We start from the raw sequence: 16,452 nt of genomic DNA, 5'->3' as shown, positions 1-16,452 counted from the left end.
CAGAAGTGAAACGCCGTAGCGCCGATGGTAGTGTGGGGTCTCCCCATGTGAGAGTAGGGAACTGCCAGGCATCAAACAAGTGAAGAGGCCATCCGCAAGGATGGCCTTTTTGCGTTTTTGTAGATCCTTCATTTCCATAAACTAATCACCTATCCCTGCGTATATACGGTAAACTACCCCGGTTTTTGCATCAGGATAGCGTCTATGAACCACTCCCTTAAGCCCTGGAATACCTTTGGTATTCAACGAAATGCTAATCAAATTGTACGTGCCGAAAATGCTCAGCAGCTGCTGAACGCGTGGCAGAGCGTAACAGAAAATGGTGAACCCGTACTGATTCTGGGCGAAGGAAGTAATGTCCTGTTTCTCGATGATTTTGCGGGAACGGTGATCGTCAACCGCATCATGGGAATTGACGTTGAAGAGCGCGCTGACAGCTGGCATTTACGCGTGGGTGCTGGCGAAAACTGGCACCGTCTGGTGCAATATACCCTTGAAAAAGGGATGCCCGGGCTGGAAAACCTGGCCCTGATCCCGGGCTGCGCAGGATCGTCTCCTATTCAAAACATCGGTGCCTACGGCATCGAACTGAAACACGTCTGCGAATACGTCGACTGCATTGAGCTGGCCACGGGTAATGCGCAGCGCTTAACCGCAGAGCAGTGCCGCTTTGGCTATCGCGACAGCATTTTCAAGCACGAGTATCAGGATCGGTTCGTCATTGTGGCCGTTGGTCTGCGTCTGGCAAAGGACTGGAAACCGGTGCTGACTTACGGCGATCTGACCCGCCTCGATCCGGCTACCGTCACACCGCGTGAGGTATTTGATTCCGTTTGCCATATGCGAATGACCAAGCTTCCGGACCCGAAAGTGAACGGAAATGCGGGCAGTTTCTTCAAAAACCCGGTGATCGGCAGCGAAAATGCCAAAGCATTTCTCACCGGCTGGCCAACGGCTCCGCATTATCCTCAGGCGGATGGCAGCGTGAAGCTGGCCGCAGGCTGGCTTATCGATCAATGTGATTTAAAAGGTACCACTGTTGGTGGCGCTGCTGTTCACCGTCAGCAGGCACTGGTACTGATTAACCAGTCCAACGCGACGAGTGAAGATGTCGTCAACCTGGCGCACCATGTTCGCCAGCGCGTGGGCGAAAAATTTAACGTCTGGCTAGAGCCTGAAGTTCGCTTTATTGGCCGAACAGGCGAAGTGAATGCCGTGGAGACCATTGCGTGAAGGACAATACAATTCCGTTAACTCTCATCGGCATTCTGGCAGATGGCGAGTTTCATTCTGGTGAGCAGCTGGGCGAGCAGCTGGGCATGAGCCGCGCTGCTATCAACAAGCATATACAAACGCTCCGCGACTGGGGCGTGGATGTGTTTACGGTGCCTGGTAAAGGTTATAGCCTGCCGGAACCGATCCAGTTACTGAATGAAGAGACCATTCGCAGCCAGATTGGGCACGGCAACGTTGCGGTATTGCCGGTCATTGATTCGACGAACCAGTATCTGCTGGACCGCCTGAGCGAGCTGACATCCGGCGATGCCTGCGTTGCCGAGTATCAACAGGCAGGACGTGGCCGTCGGGGTCGCAAGTGGTTCTCGCCATTTGGCGCCAACCTCTATCTCTCCATGTACTGGCGGCTTGAGCAGGGGCCGGCTGCGGCCATCGGGCTTAGCCTGGTCATCGGTATCGTGATGGCAGAGGTGCTGCACGATCTGGGCGCGGATAACGTGCGGGTGAAATGGCCGAACGATCTCTATCTCAACGATCGCAAACTGGCAGGTATCCTGGTTGAACTGACGGGAAAAACGGGCGATGCCGCGCAGATCGTCATTGGAGCTGGGCTAAACATGGTAATGCGAAACGTGCAAAACGATGTGGTGAACCAGGCCTGGACCAACCTCCAGGAAGCGGGGATCGCCATCGATCGCAATACGCTTGCCGTCCGGATGATCAATGAGTTACGAAGTTCGCTGACGCTCTTTGAACAGGAGGGATTAGCGCCATTCCTCTCACGCTGGGAAAAGCTCGATAACTTTATTAACCGACCGGTGAAGCTGCTGATTGGAGATAAAGAGATTTACGGCATTTCACGCGGCATTGACGCACAGGGCGCGTTGCTTCTTGAGCAGGATGGCGTGATTAAGCCCTGGGTGGGCGGAGAAATTTCGTTACGAAGTGCAGAGTAACCCTCTCCCCACAGGGGAGAGGGTGTAGCGGCTATTACTGCGGATATGGCACCCAATCCCCGGCATTCAGTCGGACATAAGGCTTGTTCTGATACTGGATCACCACCGCGTTAGCGTTTTCTGATACCTCTGCCGTCTGCGGCAGCCCGCTGGTGAGCTGATCCCAGTTTACGCTATCCTGCACAAACAGCTTACCGTCTACTGCGCGAGCAACCAGTTCCGAAATGGCCAGATAGCTGCTTGGCTGGGTGATCTCAACAGGCGCACCCTGACGCGGCGCCTTCATGCCAAAGAACTTAATCCCGGCCGGAACGTTAGTGATGGACGGGCTTGGGATATCACGCAGGCCAGACACCTGCATCCTGTCGCCTTTCAGCGCTCCACCATGTTCCGGTACCACCACCACCATCACTTTACGCCCTGATTTTTCCAGCTCGGTAAAGAACGCATCCAGTTCGTCAAAGAACTTCTGGGCACGGGCTTTATAATCGGCCGTTTTGCTTACGCCAGGATAGTGATTCCCGTCGTGCAGCGGCAGCGTGTTATAGAACGTCGCGCTTCGCGTTCCTTCTTCTTTGCCAACGGTGTCGAACCAGCGCTGAAGCACGGCGGTATCGTCATACACCGGCGAACCATCGAAGCCCAGTAACGTCACCGGCAGCCCTTTCTGGTCCATCAGTGGAGCCTGCATTCCCCCCTGTTCACGCACTTCCTTCAGGAAGTTACCGAACTGGCCGTTATGGCCCATCATCAGGTGCTGCGTAAAGCCGAGTTTTGCCAGGTTATCGAACAGATAGCACTGGTTAGCTGCGGGCTGGTAGAGATTCTTATGCGAAGGCTGCCCACAGCTCGCGCGCAGCAGGCGGATAGCCGCCGGGCCGCTGTAGGAGGTGGCGGAGTTAAAGTCTTTAAACTGTATATCGAAATGCGACCACAGCGGATGCGACATCAACCCGGCCGCATCGACATCCGCCCAGGACAGAGAACAGATGTTAATCACCAGCAGTTCAAACGGCTGAGCGTCGGCAGGCAGCGCATCCGGGAATTTCGTCTGGCGCTTATCTTCCGCAGCGTAAAAACTGGAGAGCCACGCGTTCAGGTTAGCGGATGTCGGCGGTGCGGTCTGCGCGGGGATATCCCCTACCACAGGCGTATCCCCTGCTGTCGCGACGGTAGCGGCGGCGGAGCCCCCCGTGGTGGTTACGGTTGTTGTCGGCTGACCGGCTGGCCACAGCGAGAAGCTTGGGCCCGTCAGCGTCAGGACGTTTAGCCAGACCATAATCGCGACGACAAACACCGTCACGCGGATCCACTGAGACAGGAACAGCCAGGCGACCAGCAGGACAAATACCGCGCCAATCATCTGCCAGTTAATAAAGCGCTCAACCAGATCGAGCATATAGTCCGTACTGAAACCTGCGACCTGGGAGCCCTGGCTCATGATGCTTTCGGGGCCAGGCAGCCAGGTATCATGCCAGAACAGGGCGAAACCGATGGGGATAGCGACCCAGTGACGTATACGGTGCAGCCTGAGGTTCGGGATTGGCATCAGCAGGAATGCCATAAACACCAGGTTAAGCAGAGGGTGGAAATTAAGGTAGCCTGCCCACAGCAGACCAAACTTCACCAGAAAGTAAAAATTCCAGCCGGACAGGCCGCGCCAGTATTGCCAGAGTGGCGATGGCGCCGAAGAGGTATAGGTAGAATTAGTCATGTTTTCGGTTTGCCTTGACGTTCGGAGCGCGAGTCAGTGTTCCGGCGGGTTTAATATAGCGAGGTTTGACGAACAGTAATCTGACCGTATCGCGAATACGGCGCAGGGAATGGCGCGCATAGTAGCCCAGCGGCAAAAAAATTAGCGCACACAGAACAACCAGTTGAATGATATCGCTGATATTCATAATGGCGCGCTCTCCTTGTTCTCATCCAGTAAACGTAGCGGCTCAGGTACCCGACGCCAGACATGCCCGTCATGCTTCGCGTTGAGAACCGGTACGGCACCGCTTGTTACAGGCAACGGTTTGGCCCACTTTTCGGGTGCCAGTGTACGCATCTGGACAAGCTCAGCAGCAATCAGGTTATCTTCGAACCAGACCATGCGGTTCGAGAAAATATCTCCGGTAGGCAGCGGGAAGATATGGTTCAGCGCGGTATCCAGATCGTTCACCCGGCAGAAGGAGAGGAACAGCACCAGGCGATTATCGCCAATGGTCATGATATCCCCTGTACGATTAGGGCGGCACAAAGTAAGCGCCTGCTCAACACGAATGCCCGGCACGGGACGCAGGGCAACCATCACCCCTTTTCCGTCTGACGGTAACAGCGTATTGCTTATCATGTTGCCCACCGCATCGCAGAAGGTGTCCCACTTCTGGTAGCCGCGCAGCTTCATCGGCTGCGTCATGGAAAGCAGGGTGCTGATATCTTCCGGAACGTGGCGGTTAAACTGCTGGCCCTGGATGCTTTCGATCAGCGTCAGACAGCGCGAGAGGGGCGCATTCCAGGGGATGACCATATTAGCGCCACAGCCCAATAACAGGCGCTCATCGGTGGCGCGCAGGCTGGTATTATTTTCACGCACCACGATTTTTAACGCGCTGCCGCGCTGTCGACGTAGCGTGTGAATATGCCTTGCCAGCGTTTCAATTTGGTTATTCTGAATCAACGAGAAGATAATGGTCGCCGCCTGCGTGGTGCGCGCTTCATCAAATAAGGCTTCATTGGTATCGAACAGTGACCAGTGTTCAGAAAGTGCAGGCGCGCCTTCCAGTACCGCAATATGACTCAGAACGCGTTTTTCATCACTGCGTGGCTGAACCACCGTCTCTTCCTGTTGAGCAAGATGCCACTCATCCCCAACATGTTTGAGGGTAAGCTGCTGTCGGGAGCTCACCCCTTTTTCATTGCACCAGAATGCCACGTCGTACAGATGGCTGTCAGTCTGGACACGAATACTGGCCAGACCATAGAGGGAGCGGTATTCACTCATTAAAAGTGAAAAAAGCTTGTCGTTATTACTGCCTGGGTTAACCACCAATAAGGTGCAATTTTGATTTTTCGCCCATCTGTTGATTCTTTCCAGCCATTTCAGCAGTTTTTCTGAAGGAATATTTTGTAGACCGTTTTGAGAACATTTAAGAATCAGTAAATAGTGTTCAGGAACAATAGAGCACTGAATATCGCGGGGTAAAAAGTATAAACTGTCGGCCTCTGCTGACATGGAAAATAATCGTACTGTCTGGGGTCCACGGTCAGTTTCGAGCCTGATGATTGACTTTGGCTCATCGCCCATCGTAATGACGGCAACGCGGGAATCCTTACCCTGCGCCGCTATCGTCTGGTTTACCAGACTGATGGCATCAGCATTACGATCCGTATTAACCCACCAGACTCCTCCGACTGGCATGTGGCGCAATTCGTCCCATAATGACTGGATGCCAATAGAAAATATGGAGTCCACGGTGTCCCTCTTTTCGTCGAATTTCTATGCCTCTCAGTTTACTAGCGAAAGCGTAGAAATAAACCTAACATTGAAATTAAAGAACATCAGATTTAGCATGTAAATGAATTTCGTGGGCAGGACGCCTCGCTGCATCTGAATCTTATGATTTTACTCAAAGGGATGAAATAAGAATGCAAAATAACGAACCCGCAACGCCAGTCGACTCAAGCCTGGGTTACACATTCCAAAACGATTTTCTGGCGCTCACGCAGGCTTTTTCGTTGCCTGAAATAGATTACACCGATATTTCCCAGCGGGAACAGTTGGCTGCGGCTATTAAACGTTGGCCGTTATTAGCTGAGTTTGCCCAACAACAATAAGGAAGCCATTGATGGCCGTACTAGGATTACAGGGCGTCCGTGGTGGGGTAGGTACAACTTCCGTAACCGCGGCGCTGGCGTGGTCATTGCAGGTTTTAGGTGAATCGGTACTGGTTATTGATGCCTGCTCCGATAATTTGCTGCGCATGTCATTCAATGTCGACTTTACGTATTCAAACGGCTGGGGGCGCGCGCTTCTGGACGATAAAGACTGGCGGGATGCGGGTTTGCGCTATACCTCCCAGCTCGATTTGCTTCCTTTTGGTCAGCTGACGGAAACCGAACGCGGGAATGAAGCCGCGTTTCAGCGCCTGTTCTCTCGCTTCACCACCGCGTTGCAGAGCCTGAAAGAGAAAGGGCACTATCGGTGGATCCTGCTGGACCTGCCGCACGGCGCCGCGTCGCTGACCCGCCAGCTGCTGGCGCAGTGTGACCATGTGCTCTCCATCGCGAACGTAGATGCGAATTGCCATATCCGTCTGCATCAGCAGGCGTTGCCTGCCAATGCCCATATTCTGATCAACGATCTGCGCATTGGCAGCCAGATCCAGGACGATCTGTACCAGGTCTGGCTACAGAGTCAGCGCCGCCTGTTGCCGATGGTGATCCATCGTGACGAAGCGATGGCGGAGTGCCTCGCGTCGAAACAACCCCTTGGGGAGTACCGTAGCGATTCACTGGCGGCGGAAGAGATCCTGACGCTGGCCAACTGGTGTCTGCTGCACTTTGCGAAAAGGCCTGAGTCTGCCGGGAGTACGGCATGAGTCGCCTGACCAGCTGGCTGCTCATCCCGCCGGTCAGTTCGCGCTTAAGTGAACGCTATCGCCATTACCGTCATCACGGCGCTTCATCGCTGAGCGCTGCGCTGGGCTGTTTCTGGATGGTTCTGGCGTGGATGTTCCTCCCCCTTGAACATCCGCGCTGGCAACGTATTCGCGCGCGCCACGGTGAACTCTATCCGCATATCAACCCTGACAAGCCGCGTCCGCTCGATCCCGCGCGCTACGCTATTCAGTCCATCTGGCTGCTGGCGACCTCAGCGGGTGCGGAGAAAAAAACGTCCCGCTGGCGCAGTTTCGATCGCGTGCAGAACCTGCGTGAACGCTATCACCAGTGGCTTGACCGGCTACCCGACCGGGTTGGCGACAGAACGGGACATTTAGATAACCACAAAGAGCTCGGGCACCTCCACCCGGGCTTGCGGCGTTTTATTCTCGGCGTGGTGGTGGCGTTCTCGCTCATTCTGGCGCTGGTCTGTATTACCCAGCCGTTCAACCCGCTGGCGCAGTTTACCTTCCTGATCCTGCTGTGGGGTGTGGCGCTGCTGGTGCGGCGCATTCCGGGGCGTTTTTCCGCCCTGATGCTGATTGTGCTGTCGCTGACCGTTTCCTGCCGCTACATCTGGTGGCGTTATACCTCAACGCTGAACTGGGACGATCCGGTCAGCCTGGTGTGCGGGCTAGTGCTGCTGTTTGCGGAAACCTACGCCTGGATCGTGCTGGTGCTGGGTTACTTCCAGGTTATCTGGCCGCTGAATCGTCAGCCGGTGCCGCTGCCAAAAGACACGACCCAGTGGCCAACGGTGGACCTCTTCGTGCCGACCTACAACGAAGATCTGTCGGTGGTGAAAAACACCATCTACGCCGCGCTGGGTATCGACTGGCCGAAGGACAAAATCAAAATCTGGATCCTCGATGATGGTGGCCGCGCCGAGTTCCGCCAGTTCGCAGACGAAGTGGGGGTAGAGTACATCGCCCGTACCACTCACGAACACGCGAAGGCCGGTAACATCAACAATGCGCTGAAATATGCCAAAGGGGAGTTCGTCTCTATTTTTGACTGCGACCACGTGCCAACGCGCTCGTTCCTGCAAATGACGATGGGCTGGTTCCTGAAGGAGAAAGAGCTGGCGATGATGCAGACGCCGCACCACTTCTTCTCGCCGGATCCGTTTGAACGTAACCTCGGTCGTTTCCGCAAAACCCCGAACGAGGGCACGCTGTTCTATGGCCTGGTGCAGGACGGGAACGACATGTGGGACGCCACGTTCTTCTGCGGCTCCTGCGCGGTTATCCGCCGCAAGCCGCTGGATGAAATTGGCGGCATCGCCGTGGAAACGGTCACGGAAGATGCTCACACCTCCCTGCGTCTGCACCGCCTTGGCTATACCTCGGCCTATATGCGCATTCCCCAGGCGGCGGGGCTGGCAACGGAATCCCTGTCGGCACACATCGGCCAGCGTATTCGCTGGGCGCGCGGCATGGTGCAAATCTTCCGTCTCGATAACCCGCTGATGGGCAAAGGGCTGAAGCTGGCGCAGCGCCTGTGCTACGTCAACGCCATGTTCCACTTCCTGTCGGGTATTCCACGGCTTATCTTCCTCACCGCGCCGCTGGCGTTCCTGCTCCTTCACGCTTACATCATCTACGCTCCCGCGCTGATGATTGCCCTGTTTGTGCTGCCGCACATGATCCACGCCAGCCTGACGAACTCGAAGATTCAGGGGAAATATCGCCACTCCTTCTGGAGCGAAATTTACGAAACGGTGCTGGCCTGGTACATCGCGCCGCCAACCATGGTAGCGCTGATTAACCCGCATAAAGGGAAATTTAACGTCACCGCGAAGGGTGGGCTGGTGGAAGAGGAGTATGTCGACTGGGTGATCTCCCGGCCCTATATTTTCCTGGTGCTGCTGAATATTGTGGGCGTCATTGTTGGGATCTGGCGCTACTTCTACGGCCCGGAAAACGAAGTCCTGACGGTCTTCGTGAGTATGGCGTGGGTGTTTTATAACCTGATTATCCTCGGTGGCGCGGTGGCGGTATCGGTGGAGAGTAAACAGGTCCGCCGCGCGCATCGCGTCGAAATCAGCATGCCCGCGGCCATTGCCCGCGACGATGGCCATCTCTTCTCCTGTACCGTACATGACTTCTCGGATGGCGGTCTGGGTATCAAGATCAACGGTCAGGCTAAGGTGCTGGAGGGGCAGAAGGTTAACTTACTGCTTAAGCGCGGCCAGCAGGAGTATGTCTTCCCGACGCAGGTTGTACGCGTGAGAGGAAATGAGGTGGGTCTGCAACTGATGCCGCTGACCAAAAAGCAACACATTGATTTTGTGCAGTGTACGTTTGCCCGCGCGGATACGTGGGCTCTCTGGCAGGACAGCTTCCCTGAGGATAAGCCTCTGGAAAGCCTGCTGGATATTCTTAAGCTGGGGTTCCGTGGCTATCGTCACCTTGCAGAATTTGCCCCGTCGTCGGTGAAATTAATTTTCCGGTCACTTACTTCGCTGGTTTCCTGGGTCGTGTCGTTCATTCCGCGTCGGCCTGAGCGAGATGAAGCGAAGCAGGTGGACCCGGTTATGGCTCAACAATGATGATAACGCGATGAAAACAAAACTTTCCTGGTTATGTGCAGTGGCAATGGGGATGAGTGCGCTCCCTGCAACAGTGGCTAACGCGGCGCCTGATAACGCAGCGACCACGCCTGCTCCAACGGTGCCTGTCGTCGCGCAAGCGACCGATCCGGTTGTGACGGCGGCGCCGGGGCAGACGGAAAACGTCGTCCCAAATCAGCCGACGACGGGGAATACGCTGCCTGCCGGTAATCCGGTGGTGGGGCAGGTCATGCCTGGCGTGCCCGGTGCCAACGCACCCGTGGTTGCGGAAAATACGCCGTCGCGTGACGTTAAGCTGACGTTTGCCCAGATCGCCCCTCCTCCGGGCAGCATGGTCCTGCGCGGCATCAACCCCAATGGCGGTATCGAATTCGGTATGCGCAGCGATGAAGTCGTGTCGAAAGCGATGCTCAACCTGGAATACACGCCATCGCCGTCGCTGCTGCCAGTGCAGTCCCAGCTTAAGGTCTATCTGAATGACGAGCTGATGGACGTCCTGCCAGTCACCAAAGAGCAGCTGGGTAAGAAAACCCTGGCCCAGGTGCCGATTAACCCGTTGTTTATCACCGACTTTAACCGCGTACGTCTGGAATTTGTCGGTCACTACCGCGATGTCTGTGAAAACCCGGCCAGCAGCACCCTGTGGCTGGATGTGGGCCGTAACTCCTCGCTACAGATGACGTATCAGCCACTGGCGCTGAAAAACGATCTTTCGGCCTTCCCCGTGCCGTTCTTCGACCCGCGCGATAACCGTCCTCTGAACCTGCCGATGGTGTTTGCGGGCTCTCCGGATGTGACCGAACAGCTGGCGGCCTCCATCGTGGCATCCTGGTTTGGTTCCCGCTCCGGCTGGCGCGGTCAGAGTTTCCCGGTCATGTACGACAAAATGCCGGATAAAAACGCGATCGTGTTTGCCACCAACGCCAAACGTCCGTCATTTCTGCGTGACCATCCGGCTGTGAAAGCGCCCACCATCGAGATGATCACCCATCCGGACAACCCGTACGTGAAGCTGCTGGTGGTCTTCGGGCGTGATGAAAAAGATCTGGTGCAGGCGGCGAAGGGCATTGCGCAGGGGAATATCCTGTTCCGCGGCAACAGCGTCGTGGTGGATGAAGTGAAACCGCTGGTGGCGCGTAAGCCTTATGATGCCCCAAACTGGGTGCGCACCGACCGCGCGATCACCTTCGGCGAGCTGAAAACCTATGAAGAGCAATTGCAGTCCACCGGGCTTGAGCCTTCTCCCGTCAGCCTGTCGCTGAACCTGCCGCCGGATCTGTATCTGCTGCGCACCAACGGGATTGATATCAACCTGAACTACCGTTACACCGCGCCGGCAACCAAAGACAGCTCGCGCATGGATATCAGCCTCAACAACCAGTTCCTGCAATCGTTCAGCCTGACAAGCAGCCAGGAGACAAACCGGCTGATGCTTCGTCTGCCAGTATTGCAGGGGCTGCTGGACGGTAAAACCGATGTGTCGATCCCGGCGTTGAAGCTGGGTGCGGTGAACCAGCTGCGGTTTAACTTCCAGTATATGAACCCGATGCCGGGTGGAACGGTGGAAAACTGTATTACCTTCCAGCCGGTGCAAAACCACGTGGTGATTGGTGATGATTCCACGATCGACTTCTCGAAGTATTACCACTTTATCGCGATGCCGGACCTGCGTGCGTTTGCAAATGCCAGCTTCCCGTTCAGCCGCATGGCAGATCTCTCTGAATCAATTGTCGTGATGCCAAAAGCGGCCAACGAAGGTCAGGTTGCCACGCTGCTGGATACCATGGGCACCATCGGGGCGCAAACCGGCCTGCCGGCGGTCAACGTGACGGTGACGAACGACGGTAGCCAGATCCAGAACAAAGACGCCGATATCATGGTCATCGGCAACATTCCGGACAAGCTGAAAGACGAGAAGCGCGTCGATCTGCTGGTGCAGGCGGCGCAGTCATGGGTCAACACGCCGCTGCGTCAGACCGAGTTCCCGAGCATCATGCCGGACAGCGGCGATCGTCAGGCCAATATCAGGACGACCGTAAGCTCAACGGGACCGATGGCCGCGATTGTCGGCTTCCAGTCGCCGTATAACGACCAGCGCAGCGTTATCGCCCTGCTGGCGGACAGCCCGCGCGGCTATGAGCTGCTCAATACGGCCATGAACGATAGCGGTAAACGGGCGGCAATGTACGGTTCCGTCTCGGTTATTCGTGAGTCTGGGGTCAACAGCCTGCGCGTGGGGGATGTCTACTATGTGGGTCATCTGCCGTGGTTTGAGCGCCTGTGGTACGCCCTGTCTAACCATCCGGTGCTGCTGGCCGTGCTGGCTGCGCTCAGCGTCGTCTTACTGGCCTGGGTGCTGTGGCGTCTGCTGCGAATCATTAGCCGTCGTCGTCTTAATCCGGACCATGAGTAAGCGGTGATGAAAATCTTTCGTGGGTGTGTAGTCGCAGCGTTGATGCTGGCGGCGGCGAATCTTCATGCCGCCTGCCGCTGGCCCGCCTGGGAGACGTTCAAGCAGGATTATATGAGCGAAGGTGGGCGCGTTATCGATCCCAGCGACGCGCGCAAGATCACCACCTCGGAAGGGCAAAGCTATGGGCTGTTCTTTGCGCTGGCAGCAAACGATCGCAAGGCGTTCGATCTGCTGCTGGCATGGACACGCGATAACCTTGCCGAGGGGGATTTAGCCCAGCATCTCCCAGCCTGGCTGTGGGGGAAAAAGGACGACGAAACCTGGGCCGTTATCGACTCGAACTCGGCGTCGGATGCCGATATCTGGATTGCCTGGTCGCTGCTGGAAGCCGGGCGGCTATGGAAAAATCCCGATTATACGCGCACGGGTAAGGCGCTGTTGACGCGCATTGCCACCGAGGAAGTGGTGAAGGTGCCGGGACTGGGCTCTATGCTGCTGCCGGGTAAAGTCGGTTTTGCCGAAGAGAGTGCCTGGCGCTTCAACCCCAGCTACCTGCCGCCGCAGCTTGCGAGCTATTTTACCCGTTTTGGTGCACCGTGGACGACGCTCCGAGAAACCAACCTGCGTCTGCTGCTGGAGACCGCGCCTAAAGGATTTTCCCCGAACTGGGTGAAATATCAGAAGAAGGGCGGCTGGCAGCTGAAGCAGGATGCGTCCCTTATCGGCAGCTACGATGCGATTCGCGTCTATCTCTGGGTAGGGATGATGAACGATAGCGATCCACAGAAAGCCCGGCTACTTGCGCGTTTCAAGCCCATGGCGACCACCACAACCAAACAAGGCTTGCCGCCGGAAAAAGTGGACGTAGCGACCGGGAAACGTACCGGAGATGGGCCGGTTGGGTTCTCTGCCTCCCTGCTTCCGTTTTTACAAAACCGGGACGCGCAGGCGGTGCAACGTCAGCGCGTCGCCGATCGTTTTCCCGATAATAATGCTTATTACAGCTACGTTCTGACCCTCTTTGGACAAGGGTGGGATCAGCATCGTTTTCGCTTCACCGCGCAAGGTGAATTACTACCGGATTGGGGCCAGGAATGCGCACGTTCACATTAAATCTCCTCACGTTATCGCTTGGCCTGGCGCTAATGCCCCTGGCCCAGGCCGCCAACTCCCCGCAGCAGAGACAGCTGCTGGAACAGGTCCGTCTGGGCGAATCCACGCAGCGTGAGGATTTGGTGCGTCAGTCGCTCTACCGCCTTGAGCTGATCGACCCCGACAACCCGGACGTGATTGCCGCACGCTTCCGCTATCTGTTACGACAGGGCGATACGGCGGGCGCGCAAAAAGAGCTGGATCGTCTGAAAGGAATGGCACCCGATTCCAGCGCGTACCAGTCCTCCCGTACGACCATGCTGCTCTCCACGCCGGACGGTCGCCAGGCCCTCCAGCAGGCTCGCCTGCTTGCCACTACCGGTCATACGCAGGAAGCCATTGCCGCGTATGACAAACTGTTTGACGGGAATCCGCCCTCGGGCGACATCGCGACTGAGTACTGGAACGTGGTGGCAAAAGATCCCGCCCGCCGGAACTCAGCCATAGGCCAGCTTAAAAACCTTAACGCCACCAGCCCGGGCAACGCCCCGCTACAGGCCTCGCTGGCCCAGCTTCTGTTCGAGAGCGGACGCCGTGACGAAGGGTTTGCGGTGTTGCAGGAGATGGCCAAATCGAACAAGGGCCGCAGTCAGGCGTCGGATATGTGGTACCAGCAGATCAAAGATCTGCCGGCCAGCAGCACCAGCGTCACCGCGCTGCAACAGTACCTGAGCGTGTTCAGCGATGGCGATAACGTGACGGCGGCGCGCGCGCAGCTTGAAGCGCAGCAAAAACAGCTCGCCGATCCGGCGTTTCGCGCCAAAGCCGAAGGGTTAGCCGCGGTGGAAGCCGGGCAGGGCAACAAAGCGGTGACGGAGTTGCAGAAAGCGGTCAGCGCCAACCACGCCGACAGCGAAGCCGTAGGCGCGCTGGGGCAGGCCTATTCCCAGAAAGGCGATCGCGCCCGCGCGGTGGCGCAGTTTGAAAAGGCGATCGCCCTCGATCCGCAGAGCGATAACCGGGGCAAATGGGACAGCCTGCTGAAGGTCAACCGATACTGGCTGCTGATCCAGCAGGGGGATAACGCCCTGAAAGCCAACAATACGGCCCAGGCGGAACGCTATTACCAGCAGGCGCGCAGCGTCGATAATACCGACAGCTACGCGGTGCTGGGGCTAGGTGATGCGGCGGCGGCGCGTAAAGATAACGACGCGGCCGAACGCTATTACCGCCAGGCGTTGCGTATGGACAGCGGCAACACCAACGCGGTGCGCGGTCTTGCCAATATTTATCGCGCACAGTCTCCGGAGAAGGCGACGCAGTTTATTCAGTCGCTCTCTGCCAGCCAGCGCCGCAGCATTGATGATATTGAACGTAGCCTGACGAACGAGCAGCTGTCAGCCCAGGCCGAACGGCTGGAAAGCGAGGGGAAATATGCCCAGGCCGCAGAAATTCAGCGCCGACGCCTTGCGCTTTCCCCGGGCGACGTGTGGATCACCTACCGGCTGTCGCGCGATCTGTATAGCGCGGGTCAGCGCAGCCAGGCCGATAACCTGATGCGTCAGCTGGCAAGCCAGAAACCGGACGATCCGGAGCAGGTTTACGCCAGCGGGCTGTACCTGTCCGGCAACGATCGGGACCGCGCCGCGCTGGCGCATCTGAACACGCTGCCGCGCGACAGGTGGAACAGCAACATTCAGGAGCTGGCGAGCCGCCTGCAAAGTAACCAGGTGCTGGAAAACGCCAACCGCCTGCGCGACGGTGGAAAAGAGCAGGAGGCGGAAGCGCTGCTTCGCCAGCAGCCCCCGTCCACCCGTATCGACTTAACGCTGGCGGACTGGGCTGAACAGCGTGGCGATCATGAGGCCGCGAAAACCGCCTACAACACCGTCCTGCAACGGGAACCGCAGAACGAAGACGCAATTCTCGGCCTGACCGAAGTCAATCTTGCTCAGGGCAACAGGGACGCCGCTCGCGCTGAGCTGGCGAAACTGCCCGCGGCACACAACGGCGAACCGCTCTCCCTCAATATGCAGCGCCGGATCGCCATGGCGCAGGCCGGACTGGGTGATTCTGCCACGGCAGAAAAGACCTTCAACGCCATTGTTCCTCAGGCAAAATCGCAGCCGCCTTCTATGGAAAGCGCGCTGGTGATGCGTGATGCCGCCCGTTTCCAGGCGCAAAACGGCCAGCCTCAGCAGGCGCTGGAAACCTGGAAAGATGCGATGGTTTCATCGGGCATCACGACGACCCGTCCGACCGATAACGACAGCGTTACGCGTCTCACGCGTAACGATGAGAAAGATGACTGGCTGAAGCGCGGCGTACGCAGCGATGCAGGCGATCTTTATCGTCAGCAGGATCTTAACGTCACGCTGCAACACGACTACTGGGGCTCCAGCGGCACGGGGGGCTATTCCGACCTGAAAGCCCACACCACCATGCTCCAGGTTGATGCGCCGCTGTCGGATGGTCGCATGTTCTTCCGTAGCGATCTGGTCAATATGAACGCCGGTTCCTTTGATACGGACAATGGCACTTACGATCCAACGTGGGGCACCTGCGCCGAAACGCCATGTCGCGGCAGCACGAATCAGTCGGCCAACGGCGCCAGCGTCGCCGTCGGCTGGCAGAACCAGACCTGGGCGTGGGACATCGGTACAACGCCGATGGGCTTCGACGTGGTCGATGTAGTGGGCAGTCTGAGCTACAGCAACGACTTAGGGCCGATTGGCTACACCCTGAACGCCCATCGCCGTCCGATTTCCAGCTCCGTGCTGGCCTTCGGCGGGCAAAAAGATCCCAATACCGACACCACCTGGGGCGGCGTGCGTGCCACCGGTGGCGGCGTGAGCGTGAGCTACGACAAAGGCGAAGCTAACGGTATATGGTCAAGCCTGAGTGCCGACAGCCTCAGCGGGAAGAATGTCGAAGATAACTGGCGCGTCCGCTGGATGACCGGCTATTACTACAAGCTTATCAATCAGAACAACGAGCGCCTGACGGTTGGCGTGTCCAATATGCTCTGGCATTACGATAAGGATTTAAGCGGTTATTCGCTGGGCCAGGGCGGTTACTACAGCCCGCAGGAGTATGTGTCGTTCGCTTTACCGGTGAACTGGCGTAAACGCACCGAGAACTGGTCATGGGAGCTGGGTGGCTCCGTCTCCTGGTCCCATTCAAAAACAAAAGATGTGATGCGTTATCCGTTGCAGGGGCTGATCCCGGACAATGAACCTGGCCGTTATACCGATAAAGGTGTGATGGAAACCGGAAGCAGCTCGTCAGGGACGGGTTATACCGCAAGGGCGATTGTTGAACGCCGCGTGACGTCCAACTGGTTTGTCGGTCTGGGCGTTGATATTCAGGAAGCGAAAGACTATACCCCGAGTCATGCGCTGCTCTATGTTCGGTATTCTGCCGCAGGCTGGCAGGGTGATATGGACTTACCGCCGGAACCGCTGGTGCCTTATGCAGACTGGTGATCGGATTTTTGCTTAATCTAATTGTAAGTCTCTCTTAAAAGTGCAGCTATC

General features: G+C 57.0%; 11 protein-coding genes. 8 read left to right on the top strand and 3 right to left on the bottom strand.

The features are described 5' to 3' along the window. The first annotated feature begins 204 nt into the window (after positions 1 to 204). A complete protein-coding gene (gene murB, locus IM300_RS08430; RefSeq protein ID WP_193036110.1) occupies positions 205 to 1,233 on the top strand; it encodes a UDP-N-acetylmuramate dehydrogenase in 1,029 nt (342 codons plus the stop codon). Further along, entirely contained in the window at positions 1,230 to 2,192 is a 963-nt protein-coding gene (birA, locus tag IM300_RS08425; protein WP_193036108.1) for a bifunctional biotin--[acetyl-CoA-carboxylase] ligase/biotin operon repressor BirA, read from the top strand. Before murB ends, birA begins: the two co-directional genes overlap by 4 nt. A 34-nt stretch (positions 2,193 to 2,226) precedes the next feature. Here birA and bcsG read toward each other — a convergent pair whose 3' ends face one another. The 3 genes from bcsG to bcsE are packed head-to-tail and all read right to left on the bottom strand — an operon-like array spanning position 2,227 to position 5,652. Next, positions 2,227 to 3,906, bottom strand: a complete 1,680-nt coding sequence (gene bcsG / locus IM300_RS08420) for a cellulose biosynthesis protein BcsG (protein ID WP_193036106.1) — start codon at positions 3,904 to 3,906, stop codon at positions 2,227 to 2,229. Continuing rightward, on the bottom strand, positions 3,899 to 4,093 hold the full coding sequence (gene bcsF / locus IM300_RS08415; protein ID WP_006808586.1) for a cellulose biosynthesis protein BcsF: 195 nt from the start codon (positions 4,091 to 4,093) through the stop codon (positions 3,899 to 3,901). Before bcsF ends, bcsG begins: the two co-directional genes overlap by 8 nt. After that, positions 4,090 to 5,652 carry a cellulose biosynthesis c-di-GMP-binding protein BcsE gene (bcsE, locus tag IM300_RS08410; RefSeq protein WP_193036104.1) on the bottom strand — a complete coding sequence of 521 codons (1,563 nt, stop codon included), beginning with the start codon at positions 5,650 to 5,652 and terminating at the stop codon, positions 4,090 to 4,092. Before bcsE ends, bcsF begins: the two co-directional genes overlap by 4 nt. Positions 5,653 to 5,825: 173 nt before the next feature. Here bcsE and bcsR point away from each other — a divergent pair, with 173 nt between their 5' ends. The 6 genes from bcsR to bcsC are packed head-to-tail and all read left to right on the top strand — an operon-like array spanning position 5,826 to position 16,401. Next, positions 5,826 to 6,014 (top strand): cellulose biosynthesis protein BcsR, encoded by a 189-nt coding sequence (bcsR, locus tag IM300_RS08405; protein ID WP_003861175.1) that lies wholly within the window; start codon positions 5,826 to 5,828, stop codon positions 6,012 to 6,014. 11 nt (positions 6,015 to 6,025) lie between these two features. Continuing rightward, a complete protein-coding gene (bcsQ, locus tag IM300_RS08400; RefSeq protein ID WP_063450031.1) occupies positions 6,026 to 6,778 on the top strand; it encodes a cellulose biosynthesis protein BcsQ in 753 nt (250 codons plus the stop codon). After that, positions 6,775 to 9,390: a UDP-forming cellulose synthase catalytic subunit gene (gene bcsA / locus IM300_RS08395; protein ID WP_193036102.1), complete on the top strand. Its 2,616-nt coding sequence runs from the start codon at positions 6,775 to 6,777 to the stop codon at positions 9,388 to 9,390. The genes bcsQ and bcsA overlap by 4 nt, the downstream gene beginning before the upstream one ends. A gap of 10 nt (positions 9,391 to 9,400) precedes the next feature. After that, a complete protein-coding gene (gene bcsB / locus IM300_RS08390) occupies positions 9,401 to 11,824 on the top strand; it encodes a cellulose biosynthesis cyclic di-GMP-binding regulatory protein BcsB (protein WP_193036100.1) in 2,424 nt (807 codons plus the stop codon). A 6-nt stretch (positions 11,825 to 11,830) separates the two neighbouring features. After that, positions 11,831 to 12,937: a cellulose synthase complex periplasmic endoglucanase BcsZ gene (bcsZ, locus tag IM300_RS08385; protein ID WP_063450028.1), complete on the top strand. Its 1,107-nt coding sequence runs from the start codon at positions 11,831 to 11,833 to the stop codon at positions 12,935 to 12,937. Continuing rightward, positions 12,919 to 16,401, top strand: a complete 3,483-nt coding sequence (bcsC, locus tag IM300_RS08380; RefSeq protein WP_193036098.1) for a cellulose synthase complex outer membrane protein BcsC — start codon at positions 12,919 to 12,921, stop codon at positions 16,399 to 16,401. Before bcsZ ends, bcsC begins: the two co-directional genes overlap by 19 nt. The last annotated feature ends 51 nt before the right edge of the window (positions 16,402 to 16,452 follow it).

The sequence above is a fragment of the Enterobacter cloacae complex sp. I2 genome (assembly GCF_014896205.1).
Taxonomy (GTDB): Bacteria; Pseudomonadota; Gammaproteobacteria; order Enterobacterales; family Enterobacteriaceae; genus Enterobacter; species Enterobacter quasihormaechei.
This window is presented reverse-complemented; position numbering and strand designations above follow the sequence as displayed.

Bases quoted from the DNA above. Each gene is read 5' to 3' on its own strand.
- bcsF (WP_006808586.1), bottom strand. From the start codon at position 4,093: ATGAATATCAGCGATATCATTCAACTGGTTGTTCTGTGTGCGCTAATT.
- bcsA (WP_193036102.1), top strand. From the start codon at position 6,775: ATGAGTCGCCTGACCAGCTGGCTGCTCATCCCGCCGGTCAGTTCGCGC.
- bcsG (WP_193036106.1), bottom strand. From the start codon at position 3,906: ATGACTAATTCTACCTATACCTCTTCGGCGCCATCGCCACTCTGGCAA.
- murB (WP_193036110.1), top strand. From the start codon at position 205: ATGAACCACTCCCTTAAGCCCTGGAATACCTTTGGTATTCAACGAAAT.
- bcsZ (WP_063450028.1), top strand. From the start codon at position 11,831: ATGAAAATCTTTCGTGGGTGTGTAGTCGCAGCGTTGATGCTGGCGGCG.
- bcsQ (WP_063450031.1), top strand. From the start codon at position 6,026: ATGGCCGTACTAGGATTACAGGGCGTCCGTGGTGGGGTAGGTACAACT.
- bcsB (WP_193036100.1), top strand. From the start codon at position 9,401: ATGAAAACAAAACTTTCCTGGTTATGTGCAGTGGCAATGGGGATGAGT.
- bcsR (WP_003861175.1), top strand. From the start codon at position 5,826: ATGCAAAATAACGAACCCGCAACGCCAGTCGACTCAAGCCTGGGTTAC.
- bcsC (WP_193036098.1), top strand. From the start codon at position 12,919: ATGCGCACGTTCACATTAAATCTCCTCACGTTATCGCTTGGCCTGGCG.